At 69.1% G+C, this 15,393-nt stretch carries 14 protein-coding genes and 1 pseudogene; 7 read left to right on the plus strand and 8 right to left on the minus strand.

Features of this window, described 5'->3' with window-relative positions; translation table 11 throughout:
- Positions 1–662: 662 nt before the first annotated feature.
- Both ACFPZ3_RS00355 and ACFPZ3_RS00360 read left to right on the plus strand, forming a co-directional pair.
- Positions 663–938 (plus strand): annotated as a pseudogene (locus ACFPZ3_RS00355) (maleylpyruvate isomerase N-terminal domain-containing protein); the annotation flags it as partial.
- Between the two features lie 294 nt (positions 939–1,232).
- Positions 1,233–1,631 carry a DinB family protein gene (locus ACFPZ3_RS00360; protein WP_379511864.1) on the plus strand — a complete coding sequence of 133 codons (399 nt, stop codon included), beginning with the start codon at positions 1,233–1,235 and terminating at the stop codon, positions 1,629–1,631.
- A 1,104-nt stretch (positions 1,632–2,735) separates the two neighbouring features.
- On the opposite strand, the gene recQ is transcribed toward ACFPZ3_RS00360, so the two are convergent.
- Together recQ and ACFPZ3_RS00370 are read right to left on the minus strand one after the other, a co-directional pair.
- Positions 2,736–4,565 (minus strand): DNA helicase RecQ, encoded by a 1,830-nt coding sequence (gene recQ, locus ACFPZ3_RS00365; RefSeq protein WP_379511851.1) that lies wholly within the window; start codon positions 4,563–4,565, stop codon positions 2,736–2,738.
- A gap of 91 nt (positions 4,566–4,656) precedes the next feature.
- Positions 4,657–5,820: an MFS transporter gene (locus ACFPZ3_RS00370; RefSeq protein WP_379511852.1), complete on the minus strand. Its 1,164-nt coding sequence runs from the start codon at positions 5,818–5,820 to the stop codon at positions 4,657–4,659.
- A 102-nt stretch (positions 5,821–5,922) separates the two neighbouring features.
- Here ACFPZ3_RS00370 and ACFPZ3_RS00375 point away from each other — a divergent pair, with 102 nt between their 5' ends.
- The 3 genes from ACFPZ3_RS00375 to ACFPZ3_RS00385 are packed head-to-tail and all read left to right on the plus strand — an operon-like array spanning position 5,923 to position 7,882.
- Positions 5,923–6,657 (plus strand): SDR family NAD(P)-dependent oxidoreductase, encoded by a 735-nt coding sequence (locus tag ACFPZ3_RS00375; RefSeq protein ID WP_379511853.1) that lies wholly within the window; start codon positions 5,923–5,925, stop codon positions 6,655–6,657.
- Positions 6,658–6,685: 28 nt separating this feature from the next.
- Entirely contained in the window at positions 6,686–6,931 is a 246-nt protein-coding gene (locus ACFPZ3_RS00380; protein ID WP_379511863.1) for a type B 50S ribosomal protein L31, read from the plus strand.
- 3 nt (positions 6,932–6,934) lie between these two features.
- Complete coding sequence (locus tag ACFPZ3_RS00385; RefSeq protein WP_379511854.1) at positions 6,935–7,882, plus strand: DUF1152 domain-containing protein; 948 nt, start codon at positions 6,935–6,937, stop codon at positions 7,880–7,882.
- On the opposite strand, the gene ACFPZ3_RS00390 is transcribed toward ACFPZ3_RS00385, so the two are convergent.
- Positions 7,879–8,538: a TetR/AcrR family transcriptional regulator gene (locus ACFPZ3_RS00390; RefSeq protein WP_379511855.1), complete on the minus strand. Its 660-nt coding sequence runs from the start codon at positions 8,536–8,538 to the stop codon at positions 7,879–7,881. The two genes, ACFPZ3_RS00385 and ACFPZ3_RS00390, sit on opposite strands and share 4 nt — an antisense overlap.
- A 129-nt stretch (positions 8,539–8,667) precedes the next feature.
- On the opposite strand from ACFPZ3_RS00390, the gene ACFPZ3_RS00395 reads away from it, so the two are divergent.
- The gene (locus ACFPZ3_RS00395) at positions 8,668–8,907 is read left to right on the plus strand and encodes a DUF3040 domain-containing protein (protein WP_379511856.1); all 240 of its coding nucleotides are present in this window, start codon (positions 8,668–8,670) and stop codon (positions 8,905–8,907) included.
- A gap of 54 nt (positions 8,908–8,961) precedes the next feature.
- On the opposite strand, the gene ACFPZ3_RS00400 is transcribed toward ACFPZ3_RS00395, so the two are convergent.
- From ACFPZ3_RS00400 to ACFPZ3_RS00415, 4 genes are all read right to left on the minus strand, one after another.
- Positions 8,962–9,192: a DUF6343 family protein gene (locus tag ACFPZ3_RS00400; RefSeq protein WP_379511857.1), complete on the minus strand. Its 231-nt coding sequence runs from the start codon at positions 9,190–9,192 to the stop codon at positions 8,962–8,964.
- Positions 9,193–9,204: 12 nt separating this feature from the next.
- The gene (locus ACFPZ3_RS00405) at positions 9,205–9,909 is read right to left on the minus strand and encodes a maleylpyruvate isomerase family mycothiol-dependent enzyme (protein ID WP_379511858.1); all 705 of its coding nucleotides are present in this window, start codon (positions 9,907–9,909) and stop codon (positions 9,205–9,207) included.
- Between the two features lie 17 nt (positions 9,910–9,926).
- Positions 9,927–10,631 carry a DUF4344 domain-containing metallopeptidase gene (locus ACFPZ3_RS00410; RefSeq protein WP_379511859.1) on the minus strand — a complete coding sequence of 235 codons (705 nt, stop codon included), beginning with the start codon at positions 10,629–10,631 and terminating at the stop codon, positions 9,927–9,929.
- 144 nt (positions 10,632–10,775) lie between these two features.
- Complete coding sequence (locus ACFPZ3_RS00415; RefSeq protein WP_379511860.1) at positions 10,776–11,513, minus strand: hypothetical protein; 738 nt, start codon at positions 11,511–11,513, stop codon at positions 10,776–10,778.
- Positions 11,514–11,703: 190 nt separating this feature from the next.
- Between ACFPZ3_RS00415 and ACFPZ3_RS00420 the strand changes: the two genes are divergently transcribed.
- Positions 11,704–12,576, plus strand: coding sequence for a PfkB family carbohydrate kinase (locus tag ACFPZ3_RS00420; protein ID WP_379511861.1), 873 nt, complete (start codon positions 11,704–11,706; stop codon positions 12,574–12,576).
- On the opposite strand, the gene ACFPZ3_RS00425 is transcribed toward ACFPZ3_RS00420, so the two are convergent.
- Positions 12,573–15,393, minus strand: a 2,821-nt coding sequence (locus ACFPZ3_RS00425; protein ID WP_379511862.1) for a CARDB domain-containing protein, incomplete at its 5' end; no start/stop codon positions are given. The genes ACFPZ3_RS00420 and ACFPZ3_RS00425 overlap by 4 nt on opposite strands.

Raw genomic sequence — 15,393 nt, forward strand, 5'->3', positions numbered from 1 at the left:
ACAAGATCATACAGCACTCGTGACACCTAAAAGACACTCATGGACACTTATTCGAGAGCAATTCCTAACCCCCACAACTCCGCATCCCGAGCCGTCCCCCGCACCTCCGGAAACCCATCCGTCAGAAACACCGGAGTGCCATGGCATCCCACCCCGGTGACACTCGGGCTCGGGCTGGCAGGAGTCGGACTCACGCTCGTCCCCGCAGCCGTCTTCGGGCTCGCGCTCGTCCCCGCCGCCGTCGCTGTGCTCGCGCTTGTCCCATCACCCATTTCTGAGCTCGTCTTTGGGCTCACGACCGTATCCGCGCACCCACCGACCGCCGCCGAAGCCCCCACCAACGCCAGAACGAACACCGGCGTCACCATCGGCCCACGCGAGCCCCGCATCATCCATCCCATCAAGAAACCTCCACCCCCACTACTCCGGTCCCAGACGGAAGGTTCCCAAGCTCAGCGCCCCCGCAGCCACTGCCCCGCGCGACCCTCTATGGATCAACGTCCCGCAACCGCTGCCCCGTACAGCCCTCTATGGATCAATGTCCCCCAACCGCTGCCCCGTACGGCCCTCTTGGTGACCACACCCGCGTCTCCTTCGCAGAAACGCTTCCCAGAGCGATGATTTTTCATCTCGCCGTGGGTCTTCATCCATGAGGAGGCGATATGGGCGAGCACGAACGGGCGCTGGCGGCGGGCGTGGCGCTGCTGGAACGGGCCATCCACTACGCACTCGGCAGCCTGCGCGTCGTAACCCCGGCCGCACTCTGCCGCCCCACACCCTGCGCGGACTGGAACCTCCAGCAGTTGCTGGACCACCTTCACGACTCCCTCCAAACCCTGAACGAAGCCGCCACCGGCCACATCACAACGCAACCGCCCCCTGGACCCGACGCACCCTCCGCAGAAGGCGTCGGCGGTCCGGAAGCGGATGCGTCGCAACGGTCTGCACGGCGTGCCGGTGGTTCGGAGGCGGCCCCACCGAATCCCCTCGGAGGACACATCAGCACCACCGAAGCGGCCGCACAGCAGGCTTCCGTGCGCCGCACCGGCGGTCGGGGGATCGGAGGGCAGGGATCTTCTGTGGGGGATATGGGCGGTCGGGGGATCGGAGGGCAGCGATCTTCCGTGGGGGGTATCGGCGAGCAGGGGATCGGAGGGCAGGGACCTTCTGTGGGGGGTATCGGGGGTTGGGGGATCGGCGGGCAGCGGATTCTGGCGAGCGGCGTCAGCAGCTTGAACCCTGTGCTGCAGCAGGCCCACGTGGTCTCGGACAACAACCCGGCCCTCCTGGTCAGGGACACCGCCACGGACGTGCTCGGCCGGTGGGCCGCCATGATCAGCGGCGAGCTCGTCTCCGTGAACGACCGCCACCTGACGAGCCCGATGGTGGCCGCCGTCGGCGCCATCGAGATCGCCGTACACGGCTGGGACGTGGCCAGATCCTGCGGTGAACGCCGCCCGATCCCACCACTCCTGGCCGAGGAACTGCTCGACCTGACCCTCCTGTTCGTCACAAGGGAAGACCGCCCCACCAGGTTCGCCCCACCAGTGACCGTGCCCGCATACGCCCCCGCCCAGGACCACCTCCTCGCCTACCTCGGACGCCGTCCGGACTGGTCCGCCTGCGCCTGAGCCCGCCGCCTGACCAGTCCGCCCCACCCGAGCCACTGCCCAGACTGGGTTCGCCTGCGGCTGGGCCCGCTGCCCGGACTGGTCCGCCTGTGCCTGAGCCTGCCGGCTGAACCGGTCCGCCCCACCCGAGCCACTGCCCAGACTGGGTTCGCCTGCGGCTGGGTCCGCTGCCCAGACTGGGTTGCCTGTGGTGGGGGTCCGCTGCCTGGGCTGGTTCGTCTGTGCCTGAGGCGCTGGCTGGACCGGTTCGCTTGCGCCTGAGCCCGCCGTCCGGGCTGGTCCAGCTGCGGGTGAGCCGCCGTCCTTACTGGTTCGGCCGCGACTGGGCCCCCGCCCGGCCCTGCATTGGCGGCCCGCACGTCGTACGATCATCCTGTACGACAAAGTCAGACCACCGACCCCGGGGCATGGCTCTCAGCGAACACGCGGCGTAACGGTCGATACGGTGAGAAGATCGGTAACTGACATCCACGCAGACCACGCCGTGCCAGGGGATCGAAACTCGTTCGGCCCAGTCCGCGAGGCGGCGCACGAGATGGCCGCGGACAGGCCGACCAACGTGGTGGCGACGACCGTTCTTCGTGCGGCCGTCGTCACCACCACGCCGCCCCCTCCGCCCAAAGACCCTTCCGCCACGTCGTTCCACGGCCATGCCGTTCCACCGCCCTAAGGCCCCTCCGCCACGCCGCCCCAACGCCAGGCCCCGCCCCGCCCCGCCCACCGCCAGCGCGCTCTCCAGGCGTCTTCGCGGCACCAGGCAGCCGCCCCACGTCGGCGCGCTCCTCAGGCACCTTCGCGGTGCCGGGCATCCGCTCCGCACCCGGTTCACGGCATCAAGCAGCCTTCCGCGCGCTTGTGCCGAAGTGCGCTGGGTGCGCCGTCGAGCTGGACGATCCCTGTGGTGGCGTGGTCGCATTCCTCCCAACCTCCAGGTCGGTGCGATGCACCTGTGTCCGTACGGCGGCCTTGCCGTCGGGTGATCCGGTGGCTGGCCGGTTCGTCCTCGAGGGTGCACACGTCCCCGCCGGATCGTGGCGTTCTGGGGGTCGGCGACGAGTGCGGTGAGGGCTGTGTGCGGGGCGCAGGAGTGGGCGGTTGCGGCGGTCAGGATGTGGGGTCGTCTTCCTGGAGGGTTTCCAGGACCTGCTCCCCATACTTGGCCAGCTTGTTCTCCCCGACGCCGTTCACGTTGCTCAACTCCGCCAGCGACGACGGCATCATCGTCGCGATCTCCCGCAGGGTCGCGTCGTGGAAGATGACGTAGGCGGGCACCCCCTGCTCCTTGGCGACGGCCCCGCGCCACGACCGCAGTCGTTCGAAGACGGGGGCGGCCTCCGCGGGTAGCTCCACGGCGGCCGGGGTGGACTTCCCGCCGCTGGTGGCCGTCTTGGTGCGGGCCGGGCGCAGGAGGGTGTCGCGCCGGAGCGGGACCTCGCGCTGGCCGCGGAGCACGGCCGCACTTTCGTCGGTCAGCACCAGGGTGCCGTGGTCGGACTCCACCGCCAGCAGGCCCTGGGCCAGGAGTTGGCGGACCACCCCGTGCCACTCCGTGTTGCCCAGGTCGGCCCCCACCCCGAAGACCTTCAACGTCTCGTGCCCGTGTTGCAGCACCTTGGCGGTCTTCTTGCCGAGCAGGATGTCCACCACCTGGCCCACCCCGAACTTCTGCCGCCGCTCCCGCGCCAGCCGCAGCACCGTGGAGAGCACCTTCTGGGCGGGGACCGTGCCGTCCCACGAGGAGGGAGGCGTCTGGCAGGTGTCGCAGTTGCCGCAGGGCTGCGAGCCCTTCTGCCCGAAGTAGTCGAGCAGCATCGTCCGGCGGCACCCGACGGTCTCGCAGAGGGCCAGCATCGCGTCGAGGTGGTTCACCTGCCGTCGGCGGTGGGCGTCGTCGCCCTCCATGGCCATGCGCCGGTGTTGCACCACGTCGTGCAGCCCGTAGGCCATCCAGGCGGTGGCCGGCAGCCCGTCGCGGCCCGCGCGGCCGGTCTCCTGGTAGTAGCCCTCCAGGGACTTGGGCAGGTCGAGGTGGGCCACGAAGCGCACGTCGGGCTTGTCGATGCCCATGCCGAACGCGATCGTGGCGACCACGGTCAGCCCCTCCTCGCGCAGGAAGCGGGACTGGTGCAGGGCGCGGGTGCGGGCGTCGAGCCCCGCGTGGTAGGGCACCGCCGCGATCCCGTTGTCCACCAGGAACTCGGCGATCTTGTCGACCGAGGAGCGCGACATGCAGTAGACGATGCCGGACTCGTCGGGGTGCTCGGTGCGCAGGAAGTCGAGGAGCTGCCGTTTGGGCTCGTTCTTCGGGGCGATGCGGTATTGGATGTTGGGCCGGTCGAAGCTGGCCACGAAGTGGCGGGCCTGGTCGAGGCCGAGTCTGGTGGAGATCTCGGCGTGCGTGGCCGGGGTGGCGGTGGCGGTCAGCGCGATGCGTGGCACCTCGGGCCACAACTCGTGCAGCCTGGACAGCTCCAGGTAGTCGGGGCGGAAGTCGTGCCCCCACTGCGCCACACAGTGGGCCTCGTCGATGGCGAACACCGAGATCTCGCCCTTGGCCAGCAGCCGCAGCGTGGCGTCCACGCGCAGCCGCTCGGGGGCGAGATAGAGCAGGTCGAGCTCTCCGGCCAGGAACTCGGACTCCACGAGTTGCCGCTCGTCGAAGTCCTGCGTGGAGTTGAGGAACCCCGCCCGCACGCCGAGCGCCCGCAGCGCGTCGACCTGGTCCTGCATCAGCGCGATCAGGGGTGAGATGACCACCCCCACACCGCGGCGCACCAGAGCGGGGATCTGGTAGCAGAGCGACTTGCCGCCACCGGTGGGCATCAGCACGAGCGCGTCGCCGCCGGCCACGACATGATCGATGATCTCTTGCTGGCCCTCCCGGAACGAGTCGTAGCCGAACACGCGGTGCAGAACGTCGGTGGGGGTATCCATGCGGCTACCTTACGTGTTCGCGGGTGAACGAATCGTCAGTTCCGCCGATGGCGGATGCCGATGGCGGAGCAGGCCGGTACGTCTACCGTACTCACGTCACAGCCCCCTCCGTACCCCCGTCGGCGCGATCGTAGACCACCAGCGACAACGCCCCGAGCACGCACGCCACCGCCACCGCCCCCATCACCGTCGGATACCCGGCGAAGTGCGCGATCCCGGCGGCGAGCAGCGGCGCGACGGCCTTGGCCGCGGTGATCGGCAGGGCGAGCGCCCCGCTCAGCGACGCGTACGCGGCCGTGCCGTACCGGTCGGCCAGCAGCGCGGGACGCGCGATCGTGGCCACCCCGAACCCCAGCCCGAACAGCACCACCGCCACGACCGCCCCCACCCCGCTCCGCCCGACCAGCGGCAGGAGCACGGCCGCCAGACCCTGTAAGCCGAACATGACCGCCGTGATCAGCGCCACCGGCCAGCGCCCCTGGAGCCCGGTGGTCACCAGCCGCCCGGTCACCGACAGCACGCCGAGCAGCCCGGCCACGCTGGCGGCGAACACCGGTGAGTGCCCGAGCGTGATCAGGTACGTCACCAGCAGCACCCCCATGACCGCCACCGCGCCCGTCTGGGTCAGGAAGGCCGCCGCCAGCAGCCAGAACGGCCGCTCGCGCAGCGCCGACCCCACGATCTCCCGCCGGCCCGCGTGCGGCGGCGTCCCCCGGTCGCGCACGGCCAGCAGGTGCAGCGGCACGGCGGTCAGGGCGTACCCGGCGGCCAGGATGACCAGCGCGGTACGCCACCCGTACAGCTCCACGAGGAACCCCGTCAGCGGCAGGAAGATGCTGGAGGCGAACCCCGCCACCACCGTCACCGCCAGCAGCGCCCGCGCCCGCCTGGCCGCGTCGAACCAGGCCACGATGACCGCGAACGCCGCCTCGTACAGCACCATCGACGACGCCAGCCCCAGCACCCCGCAGACGAGGTAGAGCTGCGCCACCGACCGCACCTGCGACCAGGCCAGCACCGCCAGCGCGCCCAGGAGGGATCCCACGGTCATCAGCCCGCGCCCGCCGTGCCGGTCCAGCCAGCGGCCGATGAGCGGCGCCACCAGGCCCGACACCAGCACCGACAGCGTGATCGCGCCGGTGAGCTGGGCGACGCCGGTGTGCAGGTCGCGCGACATCGGCGGGATGAACACGGAGAAGGCGTAGTAGAGGATGCCGTACCCGGCGGTCTGCGTGATCGCGAGTGCGCCGATCATGCGTGCGGGAGGTGCTGTGGCGATCACCCTTGTTTCGTTCCCGGTCACTAGCCGGAAATACGGTGATACAGATCACTTCATGAGCGAAGTAGCGTCGGAAACATGAGCTTTTCGTACGTGGTGACCGGCGGCGGACGTGGCATCGGAAGGGCGGTGATCGAGCGGCTCCTCCACGACGGCGAGAAGGACACCGTCGTGGCGGTCGAACGCGACCCCGGCGCCCTGGCCTGGGCCGGCGGCCGGGTCGTGCCGGTGATCGGCGACGCGGCCGACGAGGAGGTCGCGGCCTGGGCCGCCGACCTGGCCCAGGAGGCGGCGCCGCTGGCGGGCTGGGTCAACAACGCCGCCGTGTTCAAGGACGCCTCCGTGCATTCGTCCCCGATCTCCGAGATCAGAGCGCTGATCGCGGCCAATCTGGACCTGGCCGTGGTGGGTTGCGCCACCGCCGTACGCCATTTCCTGGCGGCCGGCACCCCCGGCGCGATCGTGAACGTCACCTCCCACCAGGCCACCAGGGCCGTCCCCGGCAGCCTCCCCTACTCCACCGCCAAGGCCGCCACGGAGGGACTGACCAGAGCGCTGGCCGTGGAGTACGGCAGGCGCGGCATCCGGGTCAACGCCGTGGCCCCCGGCTCGGTGGCCACGGAACGATATGAGGAGCGCCTGACTCCCGAGCTGGCCAGGCTGCATCCCCTGGGCCGCGTCGCCACGGCCGCGGAGGTCGCCTCCGTCATCGTGCACCTCCTGTCGTCCGACGCCGCCTTCGTCAACGGCGCCACGATCCCCGTGGACGGGGGCCGTACCGTGCTCGGACTGGATCCGGAAGCCAGGGAATGAAAACCGTTGTCACATGGTTGCACGGGCCATGAAGAAGAACCTGCACCCCACCTACCGGCCGGTCGTCTTCCGTGACCCGAGCGTCGACTTCGCCTTCCTCACCCGCTCGACCCTGACCAGTGACAGGACGATCGAGTGGGCGGACGGCAGGACGTACCCGGTCGTCGACGTGGACGTGTCGTCCGCCAGTCACCCCTTCTACACGGGCCGTGGTCGCATCCTCGACACCGAGGGAAGGGTCCAGCGGTTCAACAAGAAATACGGCAAGATCTGACGCGTGTTCGACTCGCCCCTGTCCGCCCGGCTTGAGCGTTCCAGCCGGATCCTCGTCGCCGGCGCGGGCGGGGGCTCCGACGTCTACGCCGGGTTACCCCTCGCCCTGACCCTCCGGGAAGCGGGCAAGGAGGTGCACCTGGCGAACCTGTCGTTCAGCCACCTCGACGCCCTCGATCTCGACGTCTGGCTGCATGAGGACGTCGCCGAGATCCGCCCGGACACCGAGGCCCGCGACTGGTACTTCCCCGAGGGCTGCCTGGCCCGCTGGCTCGACGATCACGGGCAGCCCTCCACGGTGTACGCCTTCCCCAAGGTCGGCGTGCGGCCGTTGCGCGAGGCGTACGCCAAGCTGGCCGAGCACCTGGATCTCGACGCGGTCGTCCTGGTGGACGGTGGCACCGACATCCTCATGCGCGGCGACGAGGCCGGCCTGGGCACCCCGGCCGACGACATGACCAGCCTGGCCGCCGTGCACGCGCTCCGGATCCCCGACAAGATCGTGGCCTGCCTGGGCTTCGGGGTGGACGCCTATCACGGCGTCAACCACGTACAGGTGCTGGAGAATCTGGCCGCTCTGGAGCGCGAGGGCGCCTACCTGGGGGCGTTCTCGGTCTCCCAGGCCACCAGGGCGGGCGCGCTCTATCTGGACGCCGTCGCCTGCGCCCAGGCGGAGATGCCCGCCTACCCCAGCATCGTCAACGGCTCGATCGCGGCGGCCGTGCGCGGCGAGTTCGGGAACGTGCGGTTCACCGACAGGACGCGGGGGAGCGAGCTGTTCATCAATCCTCTGATGTCCATCTATTTCGCCGTGGACCTGGACGCGCTGGCCCGGCGCTCGCTCTATCTCGACCGCCTGGCCGACACCGTGCTGATGCGGCAGGTCGTCTCCGTCATCGAGGACTTCCGCGAGGAGATCACACCGCGCCCGCCCAAGGCGTTCCCGCATTAGAGGCCCATCATGTCGGCCAGCGATTCCATCTCGGCGGTCAGCAACGTCGTCGCGCGGTGTCCCATCCCGGTGAACTGGCCCTGCACCTCCAGGCTCACCACTCCCTGAAGCCGCGCCCACACCATGACGGTGCCGGTCAGCGCGGTGGCGGGGTCGGCGTCGGGCGCGTACGCACGGACCCATTCGGCCACCGCCGGCGTCTCCTCCGCCCAGCGCCGCATCTCCTCCCGCAGCGGCCCGGCCGCCGCCCCGCAACGCCCCTGCCCGAACACCGGCAGGAACGGCCCGAGCACGTCCCTGGCCCTCTGAACGCTCTCCGGCGACGTCCCGGCCAGCAGTTGGAACAGATGTGGATGCGCCACGACCCAGGAGTGGAAGGCCCTGGCCAGCGCGTGCAGCCGCGCACGCGGCTCGCCCTCCGAGACTCCCGTCCGTACGGCCGCCGCCACCTCCCCGAACCCGTCGAGGATCAGCTCGGCGAGCAGGCTGTCGCGGCTGTCGAAATACTTGTAGATGGCGGGACCGGTCATCCCCAGGTGCCTGGCCACCGCGTTCAGGCTCAGGGTCGAAGCCCCGCCGTCGCCGATCTGAGCGAGCGCGACCTGCTTGATCTCGCGTCTGACCTGCTCGCGGTAGCGCTGTCGCGGTGTCGGCATCCTCTCATTATCGTGAGCTTCGGTCACGATACGTGGTGTCGTCGCTCGGCTCGCTCTCAGGGGCCGGGTATGCCGGAGCTACCGGTGGGTAAAAGGTGGTCACCCGGCGTAGAGACCAGTGGTGGTGAGATGAGTCTCTCTGGAAGGGAGCGCCGTATCCTCGCCGAGATCGAGCGCGCCCTGGAACGAGACGATCCCGAACTGGCCAGGCGCGTCGCGGCGATCAACAAGATCGAGGCGGGCGGCGAGGGCTTCGCTCGGGAGCCCGGCGAGCGACTGCGCATGTGGGTTCTGCGCCACGTGTGGGTGATCTTCTGGGTCGGAGCCCTGGTGATCATGCTGCTGCTGGTCGCGGTTCTGACCACATGAGCCGCACCCATGCACGTGAGCCGCATCCAAGCACGTGAGCCGCGCTCAGCCACGTCAGCGGCGGTGACGTAGCACCAGGAGGTCGACGGCGGCGACGATGGCCACCGCGGCGGCGATGGCGGCCTCCCAGCGCCACACCTCCTCGCCCGTCCGCGCCGCGAGCACGACGAAGAACACCGCAGCGGCGACGCCGAGCACGAGCGCGACGGCGGACAGGATGCGGCGGACACGCACCGGGCTGCGGGCGGTCACGGGTTCGGTGCCCTGGCGGTTACGCAGCCACACGGTCAGCCCCTCTCAGGCCAGGCACCTCAGAGCCGAGGCGATACGCGGGTCGAGGCCGTGGGAGGCGGGCAGACGGCCCACCGTGGCCTCGACGAACTCCGGGTACGACAGCGCGGCGCTGGTCCCGTCGAGCGCCACCCAGATCTGGTCGGCGGTCTGCTCCACCTGGACCTTCGAGTCCTGCTCGGCCAGCACGAACCGGCCCACCGCGACCCGCCACAACGTCCTGCCGTCCGCCTCGGCGTCGGAGACGTGCGCGTACACGTCGTCGGCGTGGGTGGCGTACTCGGAGTCGTAGTGGAAGGTCTGCAGCCCCACCGGGTAGGGCCCGGCCATCGTGGCGAGGGTGCCGTCGCGGCCGAGCGCGCGCATGCGGTGCCGGGTCTCGCCGTTCTGGGTACGCCACTCGGCCAGCACCTCTTCGACCGGCAGGTCCCGGCGCTCGCGTACACACCACTCGTTGAAGTCGACGAACCCGCTCACCCCTACGGAGGCCAGCCGGTCCATCAGGTCGTCCACGGTCCCGTCGAGGCAGGCGTGGTTGTACAGCTCCTCGCCCGCCAGATGCGCCAGCACGTCGCGGACCGACCAGCCCTCGCACCGGGAGGGCCGCTGCCAGCCGGCCTCGTCGAGTCCGGCGAAGTGCCAGTCGAGCCTGACGGCCTCGGCGTCGAAGATGTCGAACGGGTTGAAGTCTTTGAGCAGGTCCTCGGCCATACTTCGGACGCTACCCGTCAGGTGCCGACTTTCACGGCCTTGTCCCCGATGGCCGACTTGACCCGGTTGTACTCGCCGGCGCAGGACGGCGCCCGATCGGCAGGAACCCAGCCGCCCTGGGCGATCCTGCCGTACTTGGCGGGGTCGGAGCCGTAGAGCAGGCAGGCGAACGTGGCCGACTCCTCCATGCCCGACAGGTGGTCGATGCCGGCGTGGCCGGCCAGCAGGTGGCGGGCCTCGGCGGCGGCCACCACGCGCTTGGGCCTGTCGGCGGCCAGTGTCAGCGCCGCGAACTGGTCGGCCTGGGCGTGGCTGTCGGTCATGCCGTCGAGCGTGGTCAGGGCGTGGCCGAGCTCGTGGTGGAACAGCATGGTGAGCGCGCCGTTCAGCCGGGCCTTCGTGGCCTTCTCATCGCTCTCCTCGGTCTGGGAGATGCCCTTGACCGTGGAGCGGATCTCGCTGACCAGCGAGTAGCAGATCGTGATCTCGCGCTTGTCGTGGTCCCAGGTGGCCGAGGGTGAGTCGCAGTCGCGCGCGACGACCTTGATCTCCTCGGGCAGCTTGATCTTGGTCTTCAGCGCGTCGCTGTCCTTCAGCAGCCGCCTGGCCTGTTCGGCGCGGGGTGAGCCGGGATTCTCGTAGCTTACGGACAGTCCGGGTGAAGGTGCCGTCCCCAGGGTGCTCGTCACGCTCAGAATGAGGGCGATCACAGGGTGCGGCATATGGGAACTCCTCAGGGGGATCGATCAACACAATGGGACTGTCCATTGCGCGATTGCGTGATCGATAAACCTTCGGAAGGTAAAGAACTCCGGGAATGCCGGAGGGCCCGGCCATGGCCATGGCCGAGCCCTCAGCGAGGTGAATCAGTGACGCCAGGAGTAGACGCGCACGTAGTCCGTGCGGCTCTTGGAGCCCTCGAGCTCGTCGTCACCGCTGTAGACGGCGCGGAACGTGCCGCTCCTGTAGGCCTTGGTCTTGGCCTCGAACTTGCCGCCACGCGAGGTACGGTCGGAGGCGACCCACTTCCAGGCGCTGGAGCCGTTCGCGCGGTAGTAGACGTTCACACGCTCGCCGCGGACGCCCTCCCAACCGTCGTCGTCGGCCAGCAGGCGGCCCTCGAAGTAGATCGACCGGCCCTTACGGACCTTGGAGGGGTCGGCGCTGAAGCGCGAGATGCGCGTCTCGGCCTTGCCCTTCTCGATCTCGAGCGCGAAGAACGCCTCGTCCTTGGCGATCTCCTTGCCGGCGCTGTCGAACGCCACGGCGGTGGCCTTCCAGCGGCCGTCAGGGTCGTTGGCGTTGAAGCCGATGGCCCAGCGCCAGCCGTTGAGGTCCTGGACGTCCTTGGTCCTCATCGTGCGGAACCCGTTGTCCGCGGGCGCCACGCTGAGCTCGACCTTCTTGACGTCGTCGCTGGCGCCGACGTCGAAGTACGCCTTGGTCTCGGCGTCGCCCTTGACGACGACGGGGTTCGGGCTGATGTCACGGATCTTGAGCTGGGTGTCGTGCCTCGTGGCCGAAGCCGAGGCGGCTCCTGCGCCCGACACCAGCATCGCGCCGCCCACAAGAGCGGAAAGGATACCTACTTGGATCTTTTTCATGAGGGTGCTGATTCCTCTCCCCGTATTGACGTAAGAGCCGGCTCGGGGTTGCCGACTCCCTCTACTACTTTGAGGCACGGGATGAGGAAAAGGTTGGCTAAAGTTACAGAAAATATTTGATCACGGGTTTAACCAGGGCTGATGCAGGAAAATGTGATTTGGGCGACTATGACCGACTACAGTCTGGCCCATGACGGACGTCTACACGCTGGGTGAGCCGCTGGGGGTCGTCTCCAGCGGCCGGGTCCGCCATGAGAGCGAGGCCAGGCTCGACGTCTGCGGACCGGAGTTTACGCTGGCCCTCGCGCTGGCCCGGCTCGGGCACTCCGCCGCGTACCTGGGCAAGGTGGGCGACGACGAACTGGGCGCCAGAGCGCTGACCGTCCTGCGGGGCGAGGGCGTGGACGTCGAGGACGTGCGGGTGGCCGGAGGCGTGCGCACCGGGCTGGTCCTGCGGGAGTCGCGGGTGGCGCGCGAGCCCAGGGCGACGCACTACCGCACCGGCTCGGCGGGCTCGCTGATCGCGCCGGGGAACGTGCCGATCGACCGGATCGCCGCCGCGAAGATGTTGCACGTCACGGGCGTCACGGCGGGCCTGGGCAGGGACGCGCAGGACGCCGTGCGCGCCGCCGTGAGCGCGGCCAGGAACGCCGATGTGATGATCTCCTTCTCCGTCGAGTACGTCCCCGAGCTGTGGCCGTCGGTACGTGAGGCCGAGGAGGTGCTCAGCGAGCTGGCCTGCGACTCCCATCTGCTCTTCCTCCGCCAGGACGAGCTCGACCTGGTCAAGCCCGCCCTCACGCCCGAGCGGGAGGTCGTGGTGGACCGCGGGGCGAAGGGCGCCAGCGTGCGGTCCGATCGCATGCGGTACGACGTGCAGGGGTGGCAGGTGCCCGTCGTGGACACGGCGGGCGCGGGGGAGGCGTTCGCGGCCGGCTACATCAGCGCCGCCCTCGACGGCCTCATTCCCCAGGAACGCCTGCACCGCGGGGCGCTGCTGAGCGCCGCCGCGGTGACCAGCGTGAGCGACTGGCAGGGGTTGCCCACCAGGGACGAGCTCTAGTTCACGGTGAGCGTGAAGGTCGAGGTCGTGTTCTTGATGTTCTGGGCGTTGTTGCTGAACGTGAGGTTGTTGATCGTGGCCGATCCGACCGCCGGGCCCTGACCGGGCTCGGGCAGCTCGTTCACCCAGATGCCGAACCCGGACTTGGCGTCGAAGGCGTCACCGCTCTTCTGCGCCCCGCTGATGGACACGTTCGTCAGGATCGTGTCCTTGACCGGGTTCAGCGGGGTGGACGGGCTGGAGTAGCCGGTCTGGAACATGATCCCGCTGTACGTCGGGTCCACGATGTCCAGGTTGCTGATCCTGATGCCCTGGAACACCTTGGAGGAGGAGAACAGCCACATCGCCGGGAACGTCTGCTGTCCCCAGAAGTGACCGCCCGCCCTGACCAGCGAGATGTTGTCGAACGTCGTGGGCGGGCTGGCGCCGAAGCCGAGCATCGGGATGCCGAAGTCCAGCGAGCTGATCGTGACGCCCGAGTACACCAGCGTGTCCGCGATGTAGATGTTCTTGAAGGTGTTGTTGTAGCCGCCGTACACCGCCAGGCCCGCCGCGCGCCAGGTCAGCAGCGAGGTCAGGTTCTCGAAGACGTTGCCGGTCTGCTCGCCCGAGTTGTTGTCGATGGCCGAGAACAGCGCGAAGCTGTCGTCGCCCGTGGACCTGGTCTCGATGTTGGTGACGTGGTTGCCGGTGCTGCCGTTGGTCATGTTCAGGCCGTCGGCGAAGATGTTCCTGATCCGCGAGTTCTTGAGTGTCATGTTGTCGGTGTTCGAGCCCCACAACATGCAGATCTGGTGCTCGATCCAGACGTTGTCGACCGTCATGTTCGCCACGTTGTTGAAGTCGAACACCTTGCCGGGGCCGTCGATGCGCTCGACGTAGTTGCCGAAGTAGGCGAAGCCCGCGAACGACGAGCCGTTGGCCGTGGCGTCCGCGCGGAAGCCGATGTCGGTGTTCTGCTGCCCCGAGGGGGCGTAGAAGCGGGAGAACCAGGGTCCGGCGCCGACCACCTTGATCGTCTTGCCGTACACCTGGAACTTGCTGCTGGTCTGGTAGTCGCCGGCGGGCAGGTAGACGCCGGTCAGGTTGGCGTCCATGCGGGCCTTGTCCAGCGCGTTCTGCACGTCCTGGTGCGAGAATCCAGCCGGTACGGCGTACTTCGCCGGGTCCGGGTTCGCGATCTGGGTGGCCTGCTCGAAGTCCACGAAGTCGATCGCGTACGTCGAGGCGTTGGCCGCGTCCTTCTGCAGCCTGATCTTGCTGCCCTGCTGGACGGTGGTGCCGAGCAGCAGGTTCGCCTCGTCGTAGATGTGCCTGGACGGGCCTGAACCCGGGTTGTTGTTCGGGCTCGCCTCGGCGCCGTACAACCAGGCGTAGCGAGAGGTGAGGTTGATGGCCTTGAGGAACTGGCCGTCGACGTAGACGTTCAGGGTGGAGTTGATGCCCCCGCCGCCCGCGGCGTCGGGCATCGAGAAGCGGGTGACCAGGCTGTTCGTGGCCGCCCTCGCGGTGAACTCGACGTACGCGCCGGTCTGGTTCAGCGTGACCGCGCGCCGTCCCGACGCCTCGCCGGCGATCGTGCCGATGTCCCTGCTGGGGCCGACGCGGGCCGCGCCGCCGCCGATCGTGGCGTCCTCCGCCTCATAGGTGTCGTACGGCATGCTCGCGCCGCGCCCGATGAACAGCGGCAGCGTGCTGGTGTTGTTGGCCCGCTTGACCGGCAGCTCGTTGGCGTCGTCGGCGAGCACGGTCTTGACCGTGTACTTGCCGTTGGCCGCCGTCCACGTCCCGAGACCGACCGCGGTGGTGGTGGCGCCGGCGGCGATCGCGCCGCTCGCCGAGCCGGTCAGCGTCCTGACGACGGTGCCCGAATCGTTGGTGACGGTGAGCGTGATGCCGTGGGAGCCGCCGCTGGAGGCCACGCTGCCCTGGTTCTTGATCGCGACCGAGAACGTCACCGTGTTGCCCGCGGCCGGGTTGCCCGGCGTCCAGGCGACGGGGGAGGCGATCAGGTCGGCCGTGTCAACAGGCTTCACGGTCAGAGTGCCTGTGGTGGCGTTGTTGGCCTCGTTCTGCTCGATGACCTTGTTGTCCTCATCCACCTTGGCCGAGAGCTGGTACGTCCCCGCGTCCCTCGCCCCGATGTTCGCCGACACGGTGGTGGAGGCTCCGGCGGCCAGCGCGCCCACGGCGGCGGTGCCGACCTTGGTGGCGCCGGCGTAGAAGTTGACCGAGGTCGCCGCGGAAGCCGCGGTGCCGCCGTTCCCGACCGTGGCCGACAACGTCACCGCGTCGGTCTCGATGGGCGCGGCGGGGGAGGAGGTCAGGCTCGACACAGTCAGGTCGGGGTTGGCGGCCGGGGCGCCGAAGATCTGGAATTCGGCGATCTGTCCGCCGGGGGCGCCGGAGTTGGCGGTGATCTGCAGGCGTACGTCGGCGACCTTGCCGGTGACCGGGATCGTCACGGTGTTGCCGGTGGCCGGGTCGAAGGTGTAGGTGGCCTGGGCGACGAGGTTGGTGAAGGCGGTGGCGCTCTGTTCGCGGCCGAGGACCTGAATGTTCTGGGTGCGGCGGCCCCAGGCGCCGTCGGGGTTCAGTTTGAGGGTGATGGAGGTGAGGTCGGCGTTGGCGCCGAGTTGGGCGGTCAGCGTGCCGGGGTAGGAGCCGCTCTCCCAGTAGGTCTGGGTGTTGTCGTCGTTGGCGTTGGCGGCCACGAAGGTGTGGACGTGTGACGACTCGGTCATGGTCTTGCCGATGGCGAGGTTGGTGCCGCCGCCGGGGTTGTCGGGTGCGCTGCCCCAGACTTCGAGTTCGGAG

The organism is Nonomuraea insulae, assembly GCF_042656245.1.

What these genes read in the sequence shown, in the direction of transcription:
- recQ (WP_379511851.1), bottom strand. Translation starts at nt 4,565, where the DNA reads ATGGATACCCCCACCGACGTTCTGCACCGCGTGTTCGGCTACGACTCG.
- ACFPZ3_RS00370 (WP_379511852.1), bottom strand. Translation starts at nt 5,820, where the DNA reads ATGATCGGCGCACTCGCGATCACGCAGACCGCCGGGTACGGCATCCTC.
- ACFPZ3_RS00375 (WP_379511853.1), top strand. Translation starts at nt 5,923, where the DNA reads ATGAGCTTTTCGTACGTGGTGACCGGCGGCGGACGTGGCATCGGAAGG.
- ACFPZ3_RS00380 (WP_379511863.1), top strand. Translation starts at nt 6,686, where the DNA reads ATGAAGAAGAACCTGCACCCCACCTACCGGCCGGTCGTCTTCCGTGAC.
- ACFPZ3_RS00390 (WP_379511855.1), bottom strand. Translation starts at nt 8,538, where the DNA reads ATGCCGACACCGCGACAGCGCTACCGCGAGCAGGTCAGACGCGAGATC.
- ACFPZ3_RS00395 (WP_379511856.1), top strand. Translation starts at nt 8,668, where the DNA reads ATGAGTCTCTCTGGAAGGGAGCGCCGTATCCTCGCCGAGATCGAGCGC.
- ACFPZ3_RS00405 (WP_379511858.1), bottom strand. Translation starts at nt 9,909, where the DNA reads ATGGCCGAGGACCTGCTCAAAGACTTCAACCCGTTCGACATCTTCGAC.
- ACFPZ3_RS00410 (WP_379511859.1), bottom strand. Translation starts at nt 10,631, where the DNA reads ATGCCGCACCCTGTGATCGCCCTCATTCTGAGCGTGACGAGCACCCTG.
- ACFPZ3_RS00415 (WP_379511860.1), bottom strand. Translation starts at nt 11,513, where the DNA reads ATGAAAAAGATCCAAGTAGGTATCCTTTCCGCTCTTGTGGGCGGCGCG.
- ACFPZ3_RS00420 (WP_379511861.1), top strand. Translation starts at nt 11,704, where the DNA reads ATGACGGACGTCTACACGCTGGGTGAGCCGCTGGGGGTCGTCTCCAGC.